Origin of the sequence: Paraburkholderia dipogonis (genome assembly GCF_042680985.1) — a bacterium.
GTDB lineage: Bacteria > Pseudomonadota > Gammaproteobacteria > Burkholderiales > Burkholderiaceae > Paraburkholderia > Paraburkholderia phytofirmans.
Window position 1 is genome coordinate 26668 of the sequence record NZ_JBHUFR010000003.1, and the last position, 22126, is coordinate 48793.

A 22126-nucleotide genomic window follows, 5' to 3' on the forward strand; every position below is an offset into this window, starting at 1 on the left:
CGTTACGCGGGCCGATGACCGGAAACGCCTCCGTTCCGGTGCATCGGCCCGCCACGCTTTCCTGACGGGCGCCCAAGGGTAATGCAGCGAAACAGATTGATACGTTCCGTGAAAAGACGCTCCTTAGGGTATTGGAGTATAATTCCCGCTATGGAATAAAAAGTCCCGATTGGGATTTTCAATCGAATAGAAGATCACCATGCTGAAGCAGCGCACTATCAAACAAATCGTCAAGACAGTCGGCATCGGCCTGCATTCGGGCCGCAAAGTCGAACTGACGCTCCGTCCGGCCGGGCCGGACACGGGCATCGTGTTTTCGCGCGTGGATCTGGCCACGCCGGTGGACATTCCCGCGTCGGCGATGGCGATTGGCGATACGCGTCTGGCTTCCGTGTTGCAGAAGGACGGCGCGCGCGTCTCGACCATCGAGCATCTGATGTCCGCCTGCGCCGGTCTCGGCATCGACAATCTTTATGTCGACGTCACCGCCGAAGAAATTCCGATCATGGACGGCAGCGCCGGTTCTTTCGTGTTTCTGATTCAGTCTGCCGGTATTGAAGAGCAGAACGCGGCGAAGAAATTCATCAAGGTCACCAAGCCGGTCGAAATTCGTGACGGCGATAAATTCGCGCGTCTCGACCCGTATTTCGGTTTCAAGCTTAAATTTACGATCGATTTCCGTCACCCGGCTGTGGATAAAACCGGTCAGGCGTTGGAAGTGGATTTTGCCAATACATCGTACGTGCGCGAAATCGCGCGTGCCCGCACCTTCGGTTTTGCGCATGAGGTGGAAATGATGCGCGAACTGGGTCTGGCGCGTGGCGGCAGCATGGACAACGCAATCGTGCTGGACGAATACCGCATTCTGAACAACGACGGCCTGCGCTACGACGACGAGTTCGTGAAGCACAAGATGCTCGACGCGATCGGCGACCTGTATGTGGTTGGCCATCCGTTGCTGGCGGCGTACGACGCGTACAAGTCGGGCCACGGCCTGAACAACGCGCTGCTGCGCGAACTGCTGGCGCACGAAGATTCGTACGAAATCGTCACCTTCGACGACACGCAGAAGGCGCCGCGCGGTTTTGCCTACGAGACGCAGACGGCTTTTGCCTAACGCCTTGGGGTGAAATTTCCGAAGCAAGCGCATGAAAAGTAAGCGGCCCAGTCGGGCCGCTTTTCTTTTGCTAGCGATTTCTCCGATGCCGGGCCGCCATTTTCGCCAAGGCTTCCTGTAATGGCGACGGCGCCAGAGATTCGCTCAGCGCGTGGAGCGCATCGGCGCCAGCCGGCGTCATGCGCGCCTGTTTGACCGGCGGCGGTTCCTTGACCGCCTGCGGCCGCACGCGAATCCGCAGAGAATTGACCGGCCAGCCGCGCTGCTGCAGGTCCGCCAGCAGCCGTGGTTCCAGATGCCGCAGCCGCGCCGCCAGCGCGTTATGGCCGGCGAACAGGGCCAGCACGCCTTCCTTGATAAAGCTGGGTTCGACGCTCGCCGCCAGATAGTCGGGCAGCAGCGCGCGCAGATCCTTCTCCAACGCCGCAATCTGCTCGACGCCCGCGCGCAGGGCCGCGAACGCGTCGGTGCGATTGAGCACCTCGGCGACCGGCTGCGGGCGGCGCGCCTTGAACTGCTGGGGCGGCGGCCTTGAAAAGGAAGGAAAACGGCTCATTTTCGATGGGTAACGGCGTGTCCGCACCCTATGCGCGTTCACGCCGCGATTGTACCGCGCAGGACGCACGCGGGCCCGCCTCAATGCGGACTGCCAGAGCTCGCTGCGGCGGGCTTCCGATGCCCTGCCGCCGTCTCGCTGCTGACATAAGCGTGGGCGGGGGCGCGTGCTAAAATGCGCGATTCGGTGCGACACGCACGCTCGTGTCCGGCTGCTCCACGTTACGGAGCATCGACTAGAGGGTTATTGAGGTAACTCACCATGCCCTCCGCAGGCGGCCCCCTTGTGGGCCGCACTTTAGGAAGCGGATGCAACCCTATGGGAAGCATCCTTGTAGTGAAATTGGAAACCGGAGCAATCAGCCGGGAACCTTGTTGCATGGGCTTGATTACCATCAGGTCCCGCCCAGTCAGCGGCTTCACCTCCGCCGACAGGGCGGGGGTGATGTTTGCAATTCCCGAGCCTTCAGGCAAGGGTTTCGCTAAACGATACGAGCGAAAGCTCGGTGTGTCATTGTTCGACCTCGTTTGTTGGAAGACGAGGGTAGTGAACCTGCTGTACGACCAGCAGTAGCCTAGGAAGACATGCGTCACTGGCAACGGTGGGGTGTGAAGCTCTTCTGACAATGTAGCCCCCGGACGTTTCGGGCAGATTGGTTCCGCGAGGAGGCGGTCTGGATACTCCTAGCAGCAAGGGGGTAAGGCGCTAGGCTGGCTGATAGGGTTAACGGAAGTGAACTGCTGATAAACCTCGTTAGCATTGTGTGCCAAAGCTGCTGATAGGCACTAACCAAAAAGGTATGCGGTTGGATAGCCCGCTCGAATCTCGGGTTACGTCGTTCGTGATACCGCCGGGGAATAGGCAGAACCTAAGTCAGTCGTGTGACATGCCGGGAACGTGGTAAGCCTGTATGGTTGCCAGCGCAGTAAGGCTGGCAGGCGAACCGCAAGGGACGCTGTTGATTGTGCAGGTATGGGAGGACGGAAAAAGCGAAAGCCGGGCTGTAATGGTTCGGATAGGGGTTGGAACATCACCCCACGCGAAAGCGGGCAGACTTCCGTCTGGTCTACCGTCGCAAGACGGCTGACTACCCTCTGTAACTTGGTCAGATGCAGGTGCATGCGCCTGCATTGAGTTTTGTTGTTCCCCAGCGGGGTGTATCTACCCCGCTGGGGGAGATGCGCCTTCTGTCTGGGGACTTTTCCAGGTAGGAGAGCAGCATGAAAGTATCTGGTCGAAAGACCGGATCTGCGCTTTCCCGCGCGCCGGACAACTGGTACGCCGTAGATTGGCGACGGGTTGAGCGGAACGTGAGAGGGATGCAGATTCGAATTGCGAAGGCGACGCGGGAAGGTGACTGGCGTAGGGTGAAAGCCCTGCAACGGATGCTAACTCGCACGTTGTCTGCAAAGCTGTATGCGGTACGACGTGTTACGCAAAACCAGGGTGCGCGAACGGCTGGAGTCGATCGCGAGCTATGGGATTCGCCTGAAAGCCGGTGGGAAGCCATCGGCAGGTTGAAGCGGCGCGGATACAAGCCTCTGCCATTACGGAGAGTCTTTATCCCCAAGGCAAATGGGAAGGAACGTCCACTGGGCATTCCGACCATGCGGGACAGGGCGATGCAAGCTCTGTATCTGCTGGCCTTGGAGCCAGTGTCGGAATCGACGAGCGACCTGAACTCTTACGGGTTCAGGTTGAATCGTTCGACAGCCGACGCGATGTCCCAAATCCGCGTCTGTATGTCCCAAGAGGCCTCGGCCAAGTGGGTGCTAGAAGCGGATATCAAGGGGTGCTTCGACCACATCAGTCATGACTGGTTGGAAACCAATGTCCCGATGGACAGAGGAATCCTCCGGAAATGGTTGAAGGCCGGCCTGATTTATCAAGGTCGGCTACGGGCGACTGAGGCCGGTACGCCGCAGGGAGGCATCATCTCCCCGACGTTGGCTAACGTAACGCTGAACGGGCTGGAACGAGAACTGGCGGTGCATCTCGGTGCAAAACTGGGGATCATGAAAGCCCGAAGGCTGAAGGTAAATGTGGTGCGGTACGCGGACGACTTCGTGATAACCGGTGACTCGAAAGAGATACTGGCGCAAGAGGTCCGACCTTGGGTGGAGGCATTCCTTGCGGTTCGAGGGTTGCAGTTATCGGAGGAAAAGACGCGGATCACTCACATTGACGACGGCTTTGATTTCCTTGGGTGGAATTTCCGGAAGTACTCGGGAAAGATGCTCATCAAACCGAGCAAAAAGAACGCGAAAGCGTTCTACAGCAAGGTGGCGGAAACGATTAGCAGCAACAAGACGGTGAAGCAGGAGGAGATGATCCGACTGCTAAACCCAATGTTGCGCGGATGGGCGCAGTATCACCATCCGGTTACGGCCAAAAAGGCGTACACCCGCATGGAGCATCTGGTGTTCCGGAGGCTCTGGTGGTGGTCCAAGCGGCGACATCCGCGAAAGAGCAGCAGTTGGGTGCGACAGAAGTACTTCCACTCAATCGACGCTCGACAGTGGGTGTTCGCGGTCCGGACGGTTCGAGACGATGGCAGTTGGGGCCTGATGGAGTTGTACCAACTCAGCGGTACGGCGATCAGGAGACACAAGAAGATCCAAGGAGAATTCAATCCCTTTGATCCGAAGTGGGAGCAATATGGCGAGCAACTGCGGCAGACGCGTCTGTGGGATTCGATGCGCTACCGGAAACAGTGGGCAAAGCTGTACATGTCGCAGAGCGGGTTGTGTGCGCACTGCGGCTGTGCCTTGACGGACGAAACAGGCTGGCACGACCATCATCTGGAATATCGGATGCATGGCGGGTCAGACAAGTTGTCCAACCGGGTCTTGCTTCACCCGCACTGTCACCAGCAGGTACACGTTGGTAAACTTGTAGTAACTAAGCCGGTTCTGTCGTAGACAGAACTTTGTTTGTAGATTTGAGCCGTATGCGGGGAAACTCGCACGTACGGTTCTCGGGGGGCCCGATCTTCGTAAGAAGGTCGGGCTACCCGACAATTCACTCTTGGACTAAGCCGCCGAGGCCCTTCCGACCCCGGAGCGCGCGTGCATGAACTGCACGCCGCGACCCAGCCGAAGCCGCGACGCAGACACCGATCCGATGACCACCGGTTTTCTACAGAAGATTTTTGGCAGCCGTAACCAGCGGCTAGTCAAGCAATATCAAAAGACCGTCGCGGCGATCAATGCGCTCGAGCCGCAGATCGAGCAATTGACGGACGATCAACTGCGCGCCAAAACGGGTGAATTCCGCCAGCGCGTCGCGAGCGGCGAATCGCTCGACAAGATCCTGCCGGAAGCCTTCGCGGTGTGCCGCGAGGCCAGCAAGCGGGTGCTGAAAATGCGCCACTTCGACGTGCAACTGATCGGCGGCATGGTTCTGCACTACGGCAAGATCGGTGAAATGCGCACCGGCGAGGGCAAGACGCTCGTCGCTACGCTGCCGGTGTACCTGAACGCGCTGTCGGGCCGCGGCGTGCACGTGGTCACGGTCAACGACTACCTCGCTCAGCGCGACGCCGAATGGATGGCGCGCCTGTACAACTTCCTCGGTCTGTCGGTCGGCATCAACCTGTCGCAGATGGATCACGGCGCGAAGCAGGAAGCCTACGCGGCGGACATCACGTACGGCACCAACAACGAATTCGGCTTCGACTACCTGCGCGACAACATGGTCTACGAGACCGACGCGCGTGTGCAGCGAGCCCTGAATTTCGCGGTGGTCGACGAGGTCGACTCGATCCTGATCGACGAAGCCCGTACGCCGCTGATCATCTCCGGCCAGGCTGAAGATCACACCGACCTGTACGTGCGCATGAACGCGCTGCCGCCGCTGCTCGAACGCCAGATCGGCGAAGAGAAAGCTGACGGCACCGGCGTCGAAAAGCCGGGCGACTACACGCTGGACGAAAAAGGCCGCCAGGTGTTCCTGACGGAATCGGGCCACGAAAAGGCCGAGCGCCTGCTCGCCGAGTGGGGCCTGATCGGCGAGGGCGAAAGCCTGTACGCGCCGCAGAACATCACGCTGATGCACCACGTGTACGCCGCGCTGCGCGCGCACACGCTGTTCTTCAAGGACCAGCATTACGTGGTGCAGAACGGCGAAGTGGTGATCGTCGACGAATTCACCGGCCGTCTGATGTCGGGCCGCCGCTGGTCGGACGGTCTGCACCAGGCTGTCGAGGCGAAGGAACACGTCAAGATCCAGAGCGAGAACCAGACGCTCGCGTCGATCACGTTCCAGAATTACTTCCGCATGTACGCGAAGCTGTCCGGCATGACGGGCACTGCGGATACGGAAGCGTTCGAATTCAACGAGATCTATGGTCTCGAAACGGTCGTGATCCCGACCAACCGTCCGCCCAAGCGGATCGACAAGCAGGATCAGATCTACAAGACCGCCAAGGAACGTTACGACGCGGTGATCCGCGACATCCGCGATTGCTACGAGCGCGGTCAGCCGGTGCTCGTTGGCACGACGTCGATCGAAAACTCCGAGTTGCTCTCGCATCTGCTGAAGCAGGCCGGTTTGCCGCACGAAGTGCTGAACGCCAAGCAGCACGCGCGCGAAGCCGAGATCGTCGCCGAAGCCGGCCGTCCGAAGCGCATCACGATCGCCACCAACATGGCCGGTCGCGGTACGGACATCGTGCTCGGCGGCAACGCGGAAAAGCAGGCGTCGTTCCTCGAACTGGACGAAACGCTGGCTGAAGACGACAAGCTGCGCCGCATCCAGAAGCTGCACGACGAATGGCAAGCGCTGCACGATCAGGTGAAGGCCGCGGGCGGTCTGCACATCATCGGCACCGAGCGCCACGAATCGCGCCGGATCGACAACCAGTTGCGCGGCCGTGCCGGCCGTCAGGGCGACCCGGGTTCGTCGCGCTTCTATCTGTCGCTGGAAGATCCGCTACTGCGCATTTTCGCCGGCGATCGCGTGCGCGCGATCATGGACCGCCTGAAGATGCCGGAAGGCGAAGCGATCGAGGCGGGCATCGTGTCGCGCTCGATCGAATCGGCGCAGCGCAAAGTGGAAGCGCGCAACTTCGACGTTCGCAAGCAATTGCTCGAATACGACGATGTGTCGAACGATCAGCGCAAGGTGATCTACCAGCAGCGCAACGAATTGCTTGAAGCGAACGACATCACCGAGACGATCGGCGCGATGCGCCAGAGCGTGATCGGCGAAATCGTTCACCAGTTCGTGCCGGCAGGCAGCATTGAAGAGCAGTGGGACGTGCCCGAGCTGGAAGAAGTGCTGCGCAACGAATGGCAGCTCGATCTCGCGATCCAGGAAATGATCAACGAGTCGAACTCGATCAGCGCGGACGAGATTCTCGAGGCGGTCGAAGCCGCCGCGGACGAAGCCTACGAAGCGAAGGTCGAACTGGTCGGCCGCGAATCGTTCAGCGCGTTCGAACGCTCGATCATGTTGCAAACGCTGGACCGTAGCTGGCGCGAACATCTGGCCGCGCTCGATCACTTGCGTCAGGGCATCCATCTGCGCGGCTATGCGCAGAAGAATCCGAAGCAGGAATACAAGCGCGAGGCGTTCGAACTGTTCGCCGCCATGCTCGACGCGGTGAAGCTCGAAGTCACCCGCGTGGTGATGAACGTGCAGATCCAGTCGCCGGAACAGTTGGAACAGGCTGCCGAACAGCTCGAAGAGCAGGGCGGCCACCTTGAAAACGTCGAGTTCCGCCACGCCGAATTCGCCGAAGCAGCCGCCGCAGCGCCTGTTGCCGCGGAGGCAGCCACCGCCGCCATGATCGGCGATGCAATGAGCCACGGCTCGTCGCATACGGCAGCGGCGAACCTGAGTGCGGACAACGTGCCGAAGGTCGGCCGCAACGACCCGTGCCCGTGCGGCAGCGGCAAGAAGTACAAGCAGTGCCACGGCAAGATCGTCTAATGCCGAATGCGGCGCGCTGAGAGGCGCGCCGCGTCGTTTTGTACGTTTGCTTGTCTTGATTTCGCGGTGGTCCGGCAGCACGCCCGGGCCATCAGTTCCGTTTCCCCGATGCCGGCGCCTGCCGGCATTTTCTTCGACAGGTCGCGACCATGGCTGTCAATTTCCCCTCGATCGATCCCGCTCAACTCCACCCCGTCGCCGGCGTCTCGCTCGGCTGGGCGGAGGCGAATATTCGCAAGCCGAACCGCAAAGACGTGCTCGTCATTTCCGTGGGCGACGGCGCCACGGTGGGCGGCGTGTTCACGCAGAACCGTTTTTGCGCGGCGCCCGTCACCGTGTGCCGTGAGAATCTGGAACGCGTGCGCGCCGGCGGCAAGCCGATTCGCGCGCTGGTGATCAACACCGGCAACGCGAACGCGGGCACGGGTGAACCAGGCCTCGTGGCGGCGCGCGAAACCTGCGCCGAACTCGCGCGTCTGGCGGACATTACGCCGGAACAGGTGCTGCCGTTTTCGACGGGCGTGATTCTGGAGCCGCTGCCGGTCGATCGTTTGAAAGCGGGTTTGCCGGCCGCGCTGGCGAACCGCAAGGAAGCGAACTGGTACGACGCCGCGCAGGCGATCATGACCACCGACACGCTGCCCAAGGCCACGTCGCGCCAGGTCACGATCGACGGTCACACGGTCACGTTGACCGGCATCAGCAAGGGCGCGGGCATGATCAAGCCGAACATGGCGACCATGCTCGGCTTCCTCGCGTTCGACGCCGCCGTCGCCCAGCCGGTGCTCGACGCGCTGGTCAAGCATGTGGCGGACCGCTCGTTCAACTGCATCACGATCGATGGCGATACGTCGACCAACGACTCGTTCATTCTGATCGCGTCGGGCAAATCGAGCCTGCCGGCGATCACGTCCACCGACTCGCCCGCTTTTGCAGCGCTGCGCGACGCGGTGACCGAAGTCGCCCAGACCCTCGCGCAACTGATCGTGCGCGACGGCGAAGGCGCGACCAAATTCATGACCGTGCAAGTGGAAGGCGGTTCGAGCGTCGGCGAATGCCGCCAGATCGCCTATGCGATCGGCCACTCGCCGCTCGTGAAAACGGCCTTCTACGCATCGGATCCGAATCTCGGCCGCATTCTCGCGGCCATCGGTTATGCCGGCGTGGACGATCTCGACGTCGGCAAGATCGATCTGTATCTGGACGACGTGCTGGTTGCGACTGCCGGCGGCCGCAATCCGGCCTACCGTGAAGAAGACGGCCAGCGCGTCATGAAGAAGAGCGAGATCGGCATTCGTGTGGTGCTCGGCCGCGGCGATGCGCAAGCCACGATCTGGACTTGCGATCTGTCGCACGACTATGTGAGCATCAACGCCGACTATCGTTCGTAACCAGGTTCCTCATCAGGGGTTTAACGCGGCCTCATGGCCGCTTACTTTCCAGCCATGGATAAACTCGAACAGTTTCTGACCCGAGCCGAAGCCGTGCTCGTTCGCCTCGAAGCGATGCTTCCGCCCGCTTCGCCTGATATCGACTGGTCGGCGGCAGTGGCCTTCCGCTGGCGCAAACGCCAGGGGCGCGGCTACCTGCAGCCGGTGCCTGCCATCTCGGCAATCACGCTCGACGACCTGCAAAACATCGATCGCCAGAAAGGCCTGATCGAGCAGAACACGCGTCAATTCGTGCACAAGCAGCCGGCCAATAACGTCTTGCTGACGGGCGCGCGCGGCACCGGCAAGTCGTCGCTGATCAAGGCGTGTCTGAACGCGTATGCCAAAGACGGCTTGCGTCTGATCGAAGTGGATAAGGACGATCTGCACGACCTCGGCGATATCGTCGACCTGATCGCGCAGCGGCCGGAGCGCTTCGTGGTGTTCTGCGACGACCTTTCGTTCGAAGACGGCGAATCGGGCTATAAGGCGCTCAAGGTTGCGCTCGACGGCTCGATCGCCGCGCAATCGGACAACGTGCTGATCTACGCGACGTCGAACCGCCGCCATCTGTTGCCCGAATACATGAGCGACAACGAGACGTACAAGCACACGTCCGACGGCGAGATTCATCCTGGTGAACTGGTCGAAGAAAAGATCTCTCTGTCCGAGCGTTTCGGGCTGTGGGTCAGCTTCTATCCGTTCAAACAGGACGACTACCTGTCGATTATCGGCCACTGGTTGCGCCATTTCGGCTGCGACGACGCCGAAGTCGAAGCGGCGCGCGGCGATGCGCTGGTGTGGGCGCTCGAGCGCGGATCGCGTTCAGGACGCGTCGCGTGGCAATTCGCGCGCGACTGGTCCGGCCGCAAAACCTCAGCGTGAGCGTCAGCATGAACGACGACGTCGAGAAGAACGCCGCCGGCCGCAAGGTGACGCAAGTCGCGGTCGGCGTGCTGGTCCAGCCCGACGGGCGCTATCTGCTGGCGCAGCGCCCGGCAGGCAAGCCGTACGAGGGCTACTGGGAGTTTCCGGGCGGCAAGCTGGAAGCGGGCGAATCGGTCGAAGCCGCGCTCGCACGTGAGTTGCATGAGGAGCTGGGTATCGACGTCGAAGCAAGCCATCTCTGGCATACGCTCGAACACGATTACCCGCACGCGTATGTGCGGCTCTTTTTCTGCAAAGTGACGCAGTGGTCCGGCGAGCCGCACGGCCGCGAAGGTCAGGCTTTTGTCTGGCAGACGCTGCCCGCGGATGTCGAGCCGCTGTTGCCGGCGACCATTCCCGTGCTGGAATGGCTCGCAGCCGAAGAGAACTGAAGCGAAGAGCAGGACGCGCGACGCCTGGCGCTGCTTCACCGCGGCGCCGATCGGCATGGCCTGCCCAGCGGGCCGCTGCTCAATGCGGGGTGTAATCCCCGCCAGGCGTCTCGTCCGACGACGCTTCCTGCTCGGACCCGCCGATCTTGTACTTCTCAGCGGCCCAGGCGCCAAGGTCGATCTGCTTGCAGCGATCGGAACAGAAGGGGCGGAAGCGGTTTTCAGGTGTCCAGCGGACGTCCTTTCCGCAAGTGGGGCATTTGACGACAGTAGGCATACGGTCAGGCAATCAATTGCAAACGGAACAAGTAACGAATATAGGGGGATTTTTCGCCGCTTTAAAGGCGTGCCCCTTCCTTTCTGATTTACCCGGTGAACGTGACAGGCTTGCGAGCGTGTTTTACAGGCTGCAAAGCGTGAGCTGGAAAGGTACGTCGACATCGACCGCACGCGGACGCAAATCGCCGTCCTGCACTGTAAAGCGCACCCACAGCATGTACTTGTTCGCACTGGCTTCGGGGATCACGCGCAATTCCGGTGCCACCCGCACTTGCATCAATTGATACGAACGGCCGGACAGCATCTGCTGATAGCTGCCCTGCATGGCCATGACCTTGGATGCCTGGCCGGATTCGCGCGCGAGCCGCAAGACGATGATGGCCGCGTCGCGTAACGGCAGCAACGGCGTCACCCATTTTGCGATGTCCTGGCGGCGCTGATCGGGATGAATCTGTTGCCAGGCGTAATAAGACGGTAAATCGAACTTGCAGGTGCCGCCTGGAATGATCGCGCGGCTGCGGATGCTGGCGAGCCACTCGTTGTCTGCAAGATGCTGGCCGGTCTTGCCCTGCATCTGCGAAAGCCCCGCGAGAGTTTGCTCGATCTCGCCGAGTACGGCCTCGAGCGCACTCTGTTCGATTCCCGGATTGCCGCGAAACGGCGCCAGTGTTTGCCGTTGGCGTTCGAGTTCTTTCATCAGATCCGACTTCAGATCAGCGCGGCCCGCAACCTCTGAAATTTCGAACAACGTTGTCAGTGCGACGTGATGTTCCCTGGCGTCTTCCTGAGTCAGAAAGAACGTGAAGCGCTCGAACAGATCTTCGAGGCGCAATAGCGTCCGGATTCGCTCGTTGAAGGGATACTCGTAAAGGATCAAGCGGGCTCGCCTCGGGCGTGGTCGGTGACGGGAATGCAGAACATTCTAATGCCGTGAGACTACCCTAGCAATCACGCACTTTTTCAGCGCGCATTTGCAACTTTTCCCACGTGTTTCGGGCGGTTTTCAACGCACTTTTGGCATGCGCATCGCTGCGAAGTTCAACCGGGATTTCCCGAGGTGTCATGTCGGCGTCATGCGCCGGCGAGCGACAGATACACGCGATGCAGCGCGTCGACTTGCGCTGCTAACGCGTCGAGCGGCGCGTTGTCGTTGTCGATCACGTCGTCGGCCGCGGCGAGGCGCGCTTCACGCGTGGCCTGACGGGCGATGATCGCCAGCACCTGTTCGCGACTGAAATTATTGCGGCTCATCACGCGCGATATCTGCGTTTCGACGCTGCAATCCACCGTCAGCACGCGATTCACGCGCGTCTTCCATTTGCCGGATTCGACCAGCAGCGGCACCACGACGATCACATAAGGCCCTTGAGCCTCGCGCTGCTCGCGTTCGGTTTCCGCGCGAATCAATGGATGCGTGATGGCTTCGAGGCGTTTGCGCGCGCTGTCGTCGCTAAATACGAGTGTGCGCATGCGGGCGCGGTCGAGCGAGCCGTCAGGGGCGACAAACGCCTCGCCGAACTCAGCGGCGATTGGCGGCATGGCGATGCCGTGTGGCGCGGTGATGCGGTGCGCGATCAGGTCAGTGTCGACGAGCGGCACACCGTGCGCCGCGAACAGGTCGGCGACAGTCGATTTGCCGCTGCCGATGCCGCCGGTCAATCCCACAGCAAACATGCTTCAGCCTCCCAGAGCCAGATAGAGCGGCGTGCCGAGAAACAGCGTCAGTGCGCCGCCCGCGGCGAGAAACGGCCCGAAGGGCAGCGGCTCTTCGAAGCGCATACGGCCGCGCCATGTTGCCAGCAGGCCGACGACCGCGCCGGTCACCGCGGCGACCAGCACAATCTGCGGCAGCGCGGCCCAGCCGAGCCATGCGCCTAGCGCCGCCAGCAGTTTGAAATCGCCATGACCCATGCCTTCGACGCCGCGTATCAGTAGAAATACCCAATGCACGACCCACAGCACCAGATAGCCGAAGATCGCGCCGAGCACCGCATCATGCAAGTTCGTAAACATACCGTTGAAATTGACGATGATGCCCGCCCACAGCAACGGCAGCGTCATGGAGTCGGGCAGCAGATGCGTGTCGATGTCGATCGCGCTCATGGCGAGCAGCGTAGCGCACAGACCAAAGGCGGCGAGCGCCGTGAAGGTCGGGCCGAACAACGCGAGTGCGCCGGCCGCGAACGCTGCGCTGGCGATTTCGAGCAACGGATAGCGCAGGCTCACACGCGCCTTGCACGCGGAGCAGCGGCCGCGCAGCAGTAGATAGCTCAGCACCGGCAGGTTCTCCCATGCGCTCAACACGTGGCCGCAATGAGGACACGCGCTGCGCGGCACCCACAGGTTATAGCGCGCAGGCAAGCCGTCTTCTTCCTGTGGTTGATCGGCCGCCTCGCTGACTTCAGCGCGCCAGGCGCGGTCGAGCATGATCGGCAGCCGATGCACGACAACGTTCAGGAAGCTGCCGATCATGAGGCCGAACACAATGGCGAACGTCATTTGCAGTGCTGCGGGCAAGCTGCCGAACGCCTGGCCGAAGCCGGTCGCGAAATGGCCGGGCAGCAAGCCCGAGAGCAGGCTGGAAGAGGTGTCTGGCACGAGTGGAAGAGTAGCCCGCATAGATTTAGGATGGATTCGGCTGCGATCCTACACCACGTTGCCGAGTTGAATAATGGGAAGATACATCGCGATCACGAGGCCGCCGACCAGCGCGCCGAGCACGACGATGACGAGCGGCTCGCATAGGCTCGACAGCGTGCCGATCTTTTCGTCTACTTGACGATCCGCCAGCGACGCCACGTCGATCAGCATGGTGTCGAGTGCTCCGGACTCCTCGGCAACCGCGATCGGCTGCACGACCTCTGGCGGAAAGCAGCGTGCCGCGCGCATCGCGGCGGCGAGCCGCTCGCCGCGCCGCAGCCGCGCGGCGATTTCCATGGTGGCGCGGTCGAAGAAGGCGTTGCCGGTGGCGTGAGTCAGCGAGTCGAACGCGTCGGCCAGCGGCGTGCCGGCTGACAACAAGGTGCCGAGCGCGCGGCTCCAGCGCGCCGCGCACAACGTGCGCAGCAGCGGACCGGCGACCGGTATTGTCAGCGATACGCGAGCAAAGCGGATGCGCGCGGCTTCGGAACGTCGCAGTAGAAACGTCACTGCTGATCCGGTTGCGAAGATCATGGCGAATGCCGGTATGCTCCATCGCGCCACACCGGACGACAACGCCAGCACGAACTGCGTGGGTACGGGCAGCCTGGCGCCGAAGCCGTCGAAGATCTGTTTGAAGGTCGGCACGACCCACACGAGCAATGCCGCGGTGATGGCCATTGCCAGCACGAGGATCGCCACGGGATAGGTCAGTGCCGCGCGCACTTTGGCGCGCTGCGCGGCGGCGCGTTCGCGGTCGTCGGCGATGCGGGCGAGCACGGCCGCGAGCGCGCCGGCCGCCTCGCCGACTTCGACGAGCTGGCAGTACAGCGCGTTGAATTGCGCAGGATGCCGCTGCAATGCCGCGGAAAAACGCAGGCCGCCTGTGATGTCGCGTGCAAGAGCGCCGACGATCCGCGCCATACCTTGACGCCGCGAAGTCTCGGCTTGCGCGAGCAGGTCCAGCGCGGGCGCGAGTGGCAGACCCGCGCGTAGCAGGCTGGCGAGTTGCCGCGTGAAGAGCGTGATGTCCGCGGCGCGCGTGGTGGGACGCGGTGCCGGTCCGTGCGCGGTCAGTTCGAGGATGAACAGATTGTCGCGCTTGAGTACCGAGCGCGCGACGGCTGCGTCCGGCGCGATGAGTGCGCCGTTTTTCCGCACGCCGTCGGCATCGACGCCGCGCCATTTGAAACGCATGTCGGAGGCCGGTGGTCTTTGGATTGTCGCCGTGTTCATGCGACCTCGGTGGCGGCGAGCGCTTCGGCGAGGCTGGTGGTGCCGTCGCGCACACGCGTCAACGCCGCGTCGCGCAAGGTGCCCACCTGTTCGGTTTGCGCTAGCCGCGCGAGTTCATGCGTGCCGGCGCTCGCGACGATCAACTCCCGCATCGCATCGGAGACGGGCATCACCTGATGAACGCCGACGCGGCCGCGATAGCCGATGCCGTGACATGCGGCACACCCGGCGGCGGCGTAAGGCTGCCAGCCATCGAGTTCATGCTCGCTGAAACCCGCCGCTCGGAGCGCTGCGGCCGACTGCGGCGCCGGCACTCGGCATGCGACGCAGAGCCGCCTCACCAGCCGCTGCGCGGTGACCATCCGCAACGCGGCCGCGAGGTTATACGGCTCGACGCCGATATCGATCAGACGCGCGACGGCTGCCGGCGCGTCGTTCGTATGCAGGGTCGACAGGACAAGGTGGCCCGTTTGCGCGGCTTTCACCGCGACGTCGGCGGTCTCTTCGTCGCGAATTTCACCGACCATGATCACGTCGGGATCCTGACGAAGAAACGCACGTAGCGCCACGGCGAAAGTAAGCCCGGCTTTCTCGCGCACGCTGACCTGATTGATGCCCGCCAACTGGATCTCCGCGGGGTCTTCCACCGAACAGAGATTGCGGGCCTCGCCGTTGAGCAAATTCAGAAAGCAGTACAGCGACAATGTCTTGCCGCTCCCTGTGGGACCGGTGACAAGCATGAGGCCGTGCGGCGCGCGAATCGCGGCGTCCACTGTTTTGCGTTGATGCGGATCGAGGCCGAGCGAGTCGAGTGAAAGATCGGCGGGCAGCGCGTCGAGTCTGCGCAGCACGAGCTTTTCTCCGAATAGCGTGGGCAGCGAGTTGACGCGGTAGTCTTCAACGCGTCCCGGCGAAGTGGAAATGCGCAGCCGGCCGTCTTGCGGCACGCGCCGCTCGGCGATATCCATACGAGCCAGCACCTTCACCCGAGTAATGAACGCGTCGCGCAGATGCGCGGGCGGCGGCGGCATTTCGTGCAGCACGCCGTCGATTCGCAAGCGCACGCGCCAGCCGTGTTCCGCTGGCTCGATGTGAAGGTCCGACGCGTTCCGGCGAGTTGCTTCCTGCAATGTGTCAGTCAGGAGACGCACGGCGGGAGCGTTGTCGGTGTCGGCGGGATTTGCTGCGCTGAGATCGGGTGCGAATGGTTTCAGCTTCGCTCTGACGGCGCTTTCGTGGGCGCTTGCGACGGGACGCGGCGACGCTGCCGCGGGTTGGAAAGATGCTTGCATGAGAGACCGGTGATGAACCGCCTGTAGAACACGACGGGTTCATCTTCCGGCAAGGTGGCGGGCGCCGCTATTCGGCCATTCGGCTAATGGCGCGCGCTGTGTCCGTGTGCGATGCTGCTGGATGTCTGGCCGCCGTGCCTGGCGCGTGCGATGCTGCTGCGGCCTGTCGTGCGTGGCTGTGGTGCTCGCCCGATTCGCGCTGTTGCCTGTCGTACGCGGCTCTCGTGCGCAGCGTTGTGAAGTTGCGCAGTTAAGTCTTCTTACCTAGCCGCGCAATACCTTGCCGGCTTTCGCACGCGTAGGCGGCCTGAACAGCTTGACCGTACGAATCGCCTGATCGTCGCTTCGCATCACTTCGAGTTTGACTTCGCCGATCTGCACGCACACGTCGCCGTCGGGAATATCTTCGAGAATTTCGAGGATCAGGCCGTTGAGCGTTTTCGGTCCGTCGGTGGGCAGCGTGAGATGCAGCCAGCGGTTCAACTCGCGCAGCGGCATGCTGCCGGCGACGATGCATTCGCCGCTCTCGTTCCAGCCGCCGCGAGAGTTGGCGCCGCGCGGGATCGAGGTAGTGAACTCGCCGATCAGTTCCTCGATGATGTCTTCCGGCGTGACGAGGCCTTGCAACTCGCCGTATTCGTTGACGACCAGCGCCGTGCGGTGACGGCTCTCCTGGAAGAATTGCAATTGCTGGAAAACCGGCGTGCCGCTCGGCACGAAGTACGGCTCGGCCAGCAGTTCGCGAAGCGTCTCGCGCTCGAGCTCCTGGTTGTGCAGCGCCGCCAGTGTCTTGCGGACGTGCAGCACACCGAGCACCCGATCGATGTCGCCTTGATAGACGATCAGCTTGTTGTGATAGCAGGTTTCCAGTTGATGCAGGATCTGTTCGAACGGCGCGTCGAAATCCAGCGCCTCGATGCGGCGGCGCGGGATCATCACGTCGTCGACGGAGATGTTTTCCAGGTCGAACAGGTTCAGCAGAATGCTGCGGTGCTTGGTCGGCATGAAGCTGCCCGACTCGAGCACGATGGTGCGCAGTTCTTCGGTCGAGAGGCGCTGGTCGTGTGCGCCTTTCGTATTGATGTGCAGCACGCGCAGAATGCCGTTTGCAAAAAGATTGACGAACCAGACTAGCGGTCTGGCGATGCGCATCATGGGCGCAATCAGCAAGCTGGCCGGCAGCGCGACTTTCTCAGGGAACGTCGCGCCGACGATCTTCGGCGTTATTTCCGCGAACACGATGATCAGAAACGCGACGATACCGGTCGCGATCGACAGCACCAGGTTGTTACGGCCGAACGTGTGCAGCGCGATCGAGGTGGTGAGCACCGGAATGATGGTGTTGAACAGATTGTTGCCGATCAGCACGACGCTCAAAAGCTGATCTGTCTGCGCGAGGAGACCTTGAGTGGTCTTTGCGCCGAGCGCGTTCTGATTGGCCAGATGTTTCAGGCGATGGCGATTGATCGCCATCATCGCCGTTTCGGAAATCGAAAAGAAGCTCGAGCAGATAAGCAGCAGAAAGACGGCGCCAATCTGCGCCCATAAGGGAAGTTGTTCCACGCGTCGTGAAGGATAGGGGAAAGGATGAAGAGAATATAGCAGAGGGGCTTGCGCGCGCCGTCCGCGCTGGCGGCAAAAGACAGGGCGGCGATGGCGGTGCAGGGCGCGTGAGGGACATAACACGTGCACTTGGCCGAAAAACAAAAAACCGCCGAGCAAGCTGGGCGGTTTTTTGAGCCTTGAACTAACAAGGCGAATCTGGTCGGGGTGAGAGGATTCGAACCTCCGGCCTCTACGTCCCGAACGTAGCGCTCTACCAGGCTAAGCTACACCCCGATGTGTACTGCAGACTCGATTCAGACTAAGCCGGCGTTCCAGTCTCGTTCAAGACTGTCTTGCCGTCGAGTAAGAACATAATTCTAGCAGGCTCTCTTTAAAAATGGAATCCGGAAATGAAGAAATTGCTGCTGCGGCGGCCTGAGCTTCCTTTTTTGCGCATTCGAGCGTGTGATCCAGCGCGCCGGAGCGCGTGATCGCTTCGAAAATGGTGTCGAAACGGTCCGTGCCGCCTTGCTCGATAACTTCTCGCGCGAGCGCCGATTGCTCCGGCGTGCCGCGTTCGATCAGATAGATCAGCGGTAACGTGGGTTTGCCCTCGCGAAGGTCGTCGCCGGCGTTCTTGCCCATCGATTCAGCCGTGCCCGTGTAGTCGAGCCAGTCGTCCATGATCTGGAACGCGGTGCCGATGCGCCGGCCGAACTCTGCCGCGGCGGCTTCCGTTTTCGCGTCCGAGCCGGCCAGCACCGCGCCCAGTTGGGCGGCTGCTTCGAACAGCTTGGCGGTCTTGTAGCGGATCACCTGCATGTAGCGGGCTTCGTCCACGTCGGCGTCGTGCATGTTCAGGAGCTGTAGGACCTCGCCCTCGGAGATGATGTTGGTCGCCTCCGACAGAATCTCCATCACGCGCATCTTGCCGACACCGACCATCATCTGGAACGAGCGCGAGTACAGGAAGTCGCCCACCAGCACGCTCGCGGCGTTGCCGAACAGCGCGTTGGCGGTCTGACGGCCGCGCCGCAAGTCGGATTCGTCGACCACGTCGTCGTGCAGCAGCGTGGCCGTATGGATGAATTCGACGACCGCGGCCAGCTCATGCCGGTGCCCCGTGGTTTCGCCCAGCGCGCCCGCCACCAGCAGCAGCAGCGCGGGCCGCAGCCGCTTGCCGCCGGCGCTGATGATGTACTCGGAAATCTGGTTGATCAGCATCACGTCGGACGCAAGACGGTGCCGTATGACGCGATTGACCTGCTGCATGTCTTCGGCGATCGGAGCGAGCAGGCTGGCGGCGTTGGAGGAGGGGGTGGCAGTCGACGACATGATGGCTGAATTGGGTAGTGCCGCGAATTATAAGGCGAATCGCGACAGTTCCGGGTCGCAGGCTGCGGCGCGGCGCGTTCCGGGCGGCAGCAGAACCGCGCGCCGGGGCTGTGCGGCAAGACGCCGGGCGCTACGCGCGGCGCCTCTCAATGAGTTTTGACCGAGTAGCTAACTCTATGTATAATCACGGGTTTCCGCGCGCGGTGCGTGGGAAAAATGAACACAGAGTGAGGTTCTCAATGTACGCGGTCATAAAAACCGGTGGCAAGCAGTATAAAGTTGCCGTCGGCGAAAAACTTAAAGTAGAACAGATACCGGCAGACATTGACGCTGAAATCACGCTCGACCAGGTTCTCGCAGTGGGCGAAGGCGAATCGATTAAGTTCGGTACGCCGCTGGTCAGTGGGGCTTCCGTCAAGGCTACCGTCGTGTCGCAAGGTCGTCACGCAAAAGTGACCATCTTCAAGATGCGTCGCCGGAAGCACTACCAGAAGCATGGCGGCCACCGCCAGAACTATACCGAACTGCGCATCGACGCGATCAACGCGTAAGCGCACCGGTTAAGGAGCAAATCAAATGGCACACAAAAAGGCAGGCGGATCATCCCGCAACGGCCGCGACTCCGAATCGAAACGCCTTGGCGTGAAGGTTTACGGCGGTCAGGCTATCAACGCTGGCGGCATCATCGTTCGTCAACGTGGCACGCGTATGCACCCGGGCGAAAACGTTGGCATCGGCAAGGATCACACCTTGTTCGCGCTGACGGACGGCCACGTCAATTTCTCGACGAAGGGCGCAGCGAAGAAGCACATGGTCAACGTCGTCCCGGCAGCAGTCTGAGCTTACTCAGGCACGGGCTTCAGGACCGGAAAAGGCCCCGCGAAGTTAGCGGGGCTTTTTTTATTCCGGCAGGTTTTCGCCGGATGAATGGGCAGGAACGCCCTTCATGCCGAAACGTCCTATGCCGTTTGGCCGATTGATCGGCGCACGGCGGGCGCGGCAAAATAGCAGCATCCAGCAGCATCAAATTTAGCAGCACCATCTGGCAGCACACCACGGGACGGAGTTACGCATGAAGTTCATTGACGAAGCGAGGATTGAAGTCATCGCCGGCGACGGAGGGGATGGCAGCGCGTCGATGCGCCGCGAGAAGTTCGTTCCGTTCGGCGGCCCGGATGGCGGCGACGGCGGCCGGGGCGGCAGCGTGATCGCGGTCGCGGACCGAAACATCAACACGCTGATCGACTACCGCTACGCGAAGAAACACTTGGCGCGCAACGGCGAAAACGGCCGCGGCGCGGACTGCTACGGCAAAGGCGGCGACGATATTACGTTGCGCATGCCGGTCGGCACCACGATCACCGACATGGAGACCGGCGAACTGATCGCCGATCTGACCGAGCACAACCAGAGCGTGCAGATCGCTCAGGGTGGCGCGGGCGGTCTCGGTAACCTGCATTTCAAATCCAGTACGAACCGCGCGCCCCGTCAGAAAACGGACGGCAAGCCGGGCGAGCGGCGCATGGTGCGCCTCGAGCTGAAGGTGCTGGCGGACGTCGGCCTGCTCGGCATGCCAAACGCTGGCAAGTCGACTTTCATCGCGTCGGTGTCGAACGCGAAGCCGAAGATCGCAGACTACCCGTTCACGACGCTCGCACCGAATCTCGGTGTGGTGCGTGTCGGGCCGAGCCGCAGCTTCGTGATCGCCGACATTCCCGGCTTGATTGAAGGTGCGGCGGAAGGCGCGGGCCTTGGCCACCAGTTCCTGCGTCATTTGCAGCGCACGGGCTTGTTGCTGCATATCGTCGACTTGGCACCGTTCGACGACGGGGTCGATCCGGTCGCGGAAGCCAAGGCGATCGTCAACGAATTGCGCAAGTATGACGAACTGCTGTATGAAAAGCCGCGCTGGCTGGTGCTGAACAAGCTGGACATGGTGCCCGAAGAGGAGCGCGAAGCGCGTGTCTCGGCGTTCCTCGAAGGCTTCGGCTGGGAGGGTCCGGTGTTCGAAATCTCGGCGCTGACTGGCCAAGGCTGCGAAAACCTTTGCTACGCGGTGTTCGACCACATCTCCGCGCATTCTGACGCACAGCGCGCGGCGGAGGCCGAAGATCTCGCTGCGGACGTGCGTTTCCGCGAGAAGCCGCAAGCCCCGGCCGCCGCAGACGACGCCGGCACCGACCCGCAGGCATAAAAGCTCGAGCGCCGGCGCCCGAGCGGGCTGCCGGTATGCATACGCGTCATCTTGGGAGACCGCGCACAATGCGTTCCGTCATCGCAGATTCACGGCGATTGGTAGTGAAAGTCGGTTCGAGCCTCGTCACGAACGACGGGCGGGGCCTCGACCATGCCGCTATCGGCCGCTGGGCCGCACAGATTGCCGCGCTGCGCGCGCGGGGCAAGGAAGTGGTGCTCGTCAGCTCGGGCGCCATTGCCGAAGGAATGCAACGGCTCGGTTGGACCAGGCGGCCACGAGAGATCGACGAACTGCAAGCGGCCGCGGCCGTCGGCCAAATGGGTCTCGCGCAGGTGTACGAAAGCCGCTTTGCCGAGCATTCCATTCAGACCGCGCAGATTCTGCTGACGCACGCCGATCTGGCCGATCGAGAACGCTATCTGAATGCGCGCTCCACGTTGCTCACGCTTCTACGCTTGGGCGTGGTGCCGATCATCAACGAGAACGACACGGTCGTCACCGACGAAATCAAATTCGGCGACAACGATACGCTGGGCGCGCTCGTCGCAAACCTGATCGAAGGCGACGCACTCGTCATCCTCACCGATCAGCAAGGACTTTTCACCGCCGATCCGCGTAAGGATCCGACCGCCACGCTGGTTCAGCAAGCCGATGCCGGCGCGCCGGAGCTCGAAGCCATGGCCGGCGGCGCGGGTTCGAGTCTCGGTCGTGGCGGCATGCTGACCAAGATTCTCGCCGCCAAGCGCGCGGCGCACAGTGGCGCCAATACGGTGATCGCAAGCGGGCGCGAAGCTGATGTGCTGTCACGGTTGGCCTCGGGCGAGGCGATTGGCACGCAGTTGATCGCGCGCACGGCGCGCATGGCGGCGCGCAAGCAATGGATGGCGGATCATCTTCAGGTGCGCGGCCATGTGGTGATCGACGACGGCGCCGTCGAAAAGCTGACCGAAGGGGGCAAGAGCCTGCTGCCTATCGGCATCGTCGGCGTTCAGGGTGCCTTTGCTCGCGGTGAAGTGATCGCTTGTCTGAGCACCGCTGGGCGCGAAGTGGCGCGCGGTCTGACGAACTACAGCAGCGCGGAAACCAAGCTGATTCAGCGGCGCCCAAGTGGCGAGATTGAATCGGTGCTCGGCTATATGCTGGAGCCGGAGCTGATTCACCGCGACAACCTGGTGCTGATCTAAGTCACGGATAGTTCCAGGCGCGGGAACACGCATACGGCAAACAAAAAGCCGTTCCAGCAACA

At 61.9% G+C, this 22126-nt stretch carries 19 protein-coding genes and 1 tRNA gene; 10 read left to right on the forward strand and 10 right to left on the reverse strand.

The features are described 5' to 3' along the window. Positions 1 to 199 precede the first annotated feature (199 nt). A complete protein-coding gene (gene lpxC, locus ACFSNN_RS03035) occupies positions 200 to 1117 on the forward strand; it encodes a UDP-3-O-acyl-N-acetylglucosamine deacetylase (RefSeq protein ID WP_106285167.1) in 918 nt (305 codons plus the stop codon). Positions 1118 to 1187: 70 nt separating this feature from the next. Here the strand turns inward: lpxC and ACFSNN_RS03040 are convergent, their stop codons facing one another. After that, positions 1188 to 1673, reverse strand: coding sequence for a DciA family protein (locus ACFSNN_RS03040; protein ID WP_134459092.1), 486 nt, complete (start codon positions 1671 to 1673; stop codon positions 1188 to 1190). Between the two features lie 1220 nt (positions 1674 to 2893). Between ACFSNN_RS03040 and ltrA the strand changes: the two genes are divergently transcribed. The 5 genes from ltrA (at position 2894) to mutT (ending at position 10356) form a co-directional block, all read left to right on the forward strand. After that, the gene (gene ltrA, locus ACFSNN_RS03045) at positions 2894 to 4594 is read left to right on the forward strand and encodes a group II intron reverse transcriptase/maturase (RefSeq protein ID WP_134457756.1); all 1701 of its coding nucleotides are present in this window, start codon (positions 2894 to 2896) and stop codon (positions 4592 to 4594) included. Between the two features lie 202 nt (positions 4595 to 4796). After that, the gene (gene secA / locus ACFSNN_RS03050) at positions 4797 to 7607 is read left to right on the forward strand and encodes a preprotein translocase subunit SecA (RefSeq protein WP_134457757.1); all 2811 of its coding nucleotides are present in this window, start codon (positions 4797 to 4799) and stop codon (positions 7605 to 7607) included. Positions 7608 to 7756: 149 nt separating this feature from the next. Next, on the forward strand, positions 7757 to 8998 hold the full coding sequence (gene argJ, locus ACFSNN_RS03055) for a bifunctional glutamate N-acetyltransferase/amino-acid acetyltransferase ArgJ (protein ID WP_134457758.1): 1242 nt from the start codon (positions 7757 to 7759) through the stop codon (positions 8996 to 8998). Between the two features lie 54 nt (positions 8999 to 9052). After that, the gene (locus tag ACFSNN_RS03060) at positions 9053 to 9922 is read left to right on the forward strand and encodes an ATP-binding protein (protein WP_134459094.1); all 870 of its coding nucleotides are present in this window, start codon (positions 9053 to 9055) and stop codon (positions 9920 to 9922) included. An 8-nt stretch (positions 9923 to 9930) separates the two neighbouring features. Further along, positions 9931 to 10356: an 8-oxo-dGTP diphosphatase MutT gene (mutT, locus tag ACFSNN_RS03065; protein ID WP_134457759.1), complete on the forward strand. Its 426-nt coding sequence runs from the start codon at positions 9931 to 9933 to the stop codon at positions 10354 to 10356. Positions 10357 to 10435: 79 nt separating this feature from the next. On the opposite strand, the gene yacG is transcribed toward mutT, so the two are convergent. From yacG to ACFSNN_RS03110, 9 genes are all read right to left on the reverse strand, one after another. Beyond that, a complete protein-coding gene (gene yacG / locus ACFSNN_RS03070; RefSeq protein ID WP_106310901.1) occupies positions 10436 to 10633 on the reverse strand; it encodes a DNA gyrase inhibitor YacG in 198 nt (65 codons plus the stop codon). Between the two features lie 123 nt (positions 10634 to 10756). After that, on the reverse strand, positions 10757 to 11512 hold the full coding sequence (gene zapD / locus ACFSNN_RS03075; protein WP_012434407.1) for a cell division protein ZapD: 756 nt from the start codon (positions 11510 to 11512) through the stop codon (positions 10757 to 10759). Positions 11513 to 11706: 194 nt separating this feature from the next. Beyond that, a complete protein-coding gene (coaE, locus tag ACFSNN_RS03080) occupies positions 11707 to 12309 on the reverse strand; it encodes a dephospho-CoA kinase (protein WP_134457760.1) in 603 nt (200 codons plus the stop codon). A gap of 3 nt (positions 12310 to 12312) precedes the next feature. Continuing rightward, positions 12313 to 13254, reverse strand: coding sequence for a prepilin peptidase (locus ACFSNN_RS03085; RefSeq protein WP_134457761.1), 942 nt, complete (start codon positions 13252 to 13254; stop codon positions 12313 to 12315). 27 nt (positions 13255 to 13281) lie between these two features. Continuing rightward, positions 13282 to 14511 (reverse strand): type II secretion system F family protein, encoded by a 1230-nt coding sequence (locus ACFSNN_RS03090; RefSeq protein ID WP_134457762.1) that lies wholly within the window; start codon positions 14509 to 14511, stop codon positions 13282 to 13284. Beyond that, positions 14508 to 15803 (reverse strand): GspE/PulE family protein, encoded by a 1296-nt coding sequence (locus ACFSNN_RS03095; RefSeq protein ID WP_134457763.1) that lies wholly within the window; start codon positions 15801 to 15803, stop codon positions 14508 to 14510. Before ACFSNN_RS03095 ends, ACFSNN_RS03090 begins: the two co-directional genes overlap by 4 nt. A gap of 264 nt (positions 15804 to 16067) precedes the next feature. Further along, positions 16068 to 17366 (reverse strand): HlyC/CorC family transporter, encoded by a 1299-nt coding sequence (locus ACFSNN_RS03100; RefSeq protein ID WP_208949498.1) that lies wholly within the window; start codon positions 17364 to 17366, stop codon positions 16068 to 16070. A 199-nt stretch (positions 17367 to 17565) separates the two neighbouring features. Beyond that, positions 17566 to 17642, reverse strand: a tRNA-Pro gene (locus tag ACFSNN_RS03105). Between the two features lie 48 nt (positions 17643 to 17690). Further along, the gene (locus tag ACFSNN_RS03110; protein WP_012434401.1) at positions 17691 to 18683 is read right to left on the reverse strand and encodes a polyprenyl synthetase family protein; all 993 of its coding nucleotides are present in this window, start codon (positions 18681 to 18683) and stop codon (positions 17691 to 17693) included. A gap of 239 nt (positions 18684 to 18922) precedes the next feature. Here ACFSNN_RS03110 and rplU point away from each other — a divergent pair, with 239 nt between their 5' ends. The 4 genes from rplU to proB all read left to right on the forward strand — a co-directional run bounded on the left by rplU (position 18923) and on the right by proB (position 22064). Further along, complete coding sequence (gene rplU / locus ACFSNN_RS03115) at positions 18923 to 19234, forward strand: 50S ribosomal protein L21 (RefSeq protein ID WP_007180329.1); 312 nt, start codon at positions 18923 to 18925, stop codon at positions 19232 to 19234. Positions 19235 to 19259: 25 nt separating this feature from the next. Next, positions 19260 to 19523 carry a 50S ribosomal protein L27 gene (rpmA, locus tag ACFSNN_RS03120; protein WP_007180330.1) on the forward strand — a complete coding sequence of 88 codons (264 nt, stop codon included), beginning with the start codon at positions 19260 to 19262 and terminating at the stop codon, positions 19521 to 19523. 232 nt (positions 19524 to 19755) lie between these two features. Further along, entirely contained in the window at positions 19756 to 20877 is a 1122-nt protein-coding gene (cgtA, locus tag ACFSNN_RS03125; protein ID WP_134457764.1) for an Obg family GTPase CgtA, read from the forward strand. Between the two features lie 68 nt (positions 20878 to 20945). Then, positions 20946 to 22064 (forward strand): glutamate 5-kinase, encoded by a 1119-nt coding sequence (proB, locus tag ACFSNN_RS03130; protein WP_134457765.1) that lies wholly within the window; start codon positions 20946 to 20948, stop codon positions 22062 to 22064. Positions 22065 to 22126: the final 62 nt, after the last annotated feature.

Bases quoted from the DNA above. Each gene is read 5' to 3' on its own strand.
- ACFSNN_RS03060 (WP_134459094.1), top strand. From the start codon at position 9,053: ATGGATAAACTCGAACAGTTTCTGACCCGAGCCGAAGCCGTGCTCGTT.
- cgtA (WP_134457764.1), top strand. From the start codon at position 19,756: ATGAAGTTCATTGACGAAGCGAGGATTGAAGTCATCGCCGGCGACGGA.
- ACFSNN_RS03040 (WP_134459092.1), bottom strand. From the start codon at position 1,673: ATGAGCCGTTTTCCTTCCTTTTCAAGGCCGCCGCCCCAGCAGTTCAAG.
- ACFSNN_RS03110 (WP_012434401.1), bottom strand. From the start codon at position 18,683: ATGTCGTCGACTGCCACCCCCTCCTCCAACGCCGCCAGCCTGCTCGCT.
- mutT (WP_134457759.1), top strand. From the start codon at position 9,931: ATGAACGACGACGTCGAGAAGAACGCCGCCGGCCGCAAGGTGACGCAA.
- ACFSNN_RS03085 (WP_134457761.1), bottom strand. From the start codon at position 13,254: ATGCGGGCTACTCTTCCACTCGTGCCAGACACCTCTTCCAGCCTGCTC.
- argJ (WP_134457758.1), top strand. From the start codon at position 7,757: ATGGCTGTCAATTTCCCCTCGATCGATCCCGCTCAACTCCACCCCGTC.
- lpxC (WP_106285167.1), top strand. From the start codon at position 200: ATGCTGAAGCAGCGCACTATCAAACAAATCGTCAAGACAGTCGGCATC.
- ltrA (WP_134457756.1), top strand. From the start codon at position 2,894: ATGAAAGTATCTGGTCGAAAGACCGGATCTGCGCTTTCCCGCGCGCCG.
- yacG (WP_106310901.1), bottom strand. From the start codon at position 10,633: ATGCCTACTGTCGTCAAATGCCCCACTTGCGGAAAGGACGTCCGCTGG.
- rpmA (WP_007180330.1), top strand. From the start codon at position 19,260: ATGGCACACAAAAAGGCAGGCGGATCATCCCGCAACGGCCGCGACTCC.
- secA (WP_134457757.1), top strand. From the start codon at position 4,797: ATGACCACCGGTTTTCTACAGAAGATTTTTGGCAGCCGTAACCAGCGG.
- coaE (WP_134457760.1), bottom strand. From the start codon at position 12,309: ATGTTTGCTGTGGGATTGACCGGCGGCATCGGCAGCGGCAAATCGACT.
- ACFSNN_RS03090 (WP_134457762.1), bottom strand. From the start codon at position 14,511: ATGAACACGGCGACAATCCAAAGACCACCGGCCTCCGACATGCGTTTC.
- ACFSNN_RS03095 (WP_134457763.1), bottom strand. From the start codon at position 15,803: ATGCAAGCATCTTTCCAACCCGCGGCAGCGTCGCCGCGTCCCGTCGCA.
- proB (WP_134457765.1), top strand. From the start codon at position 20,946: ATGCGTTCCGTCATCGCAGATTCACGGCGATTGGTAGTGAAAGTCGGT.
- rplU (WP_007180329.1), top strand. From the start codon at position 18,923: ATGTACGCGGTCATAAAAACCGGTGGCAAGCAGTATAAAGTTGCCGTC.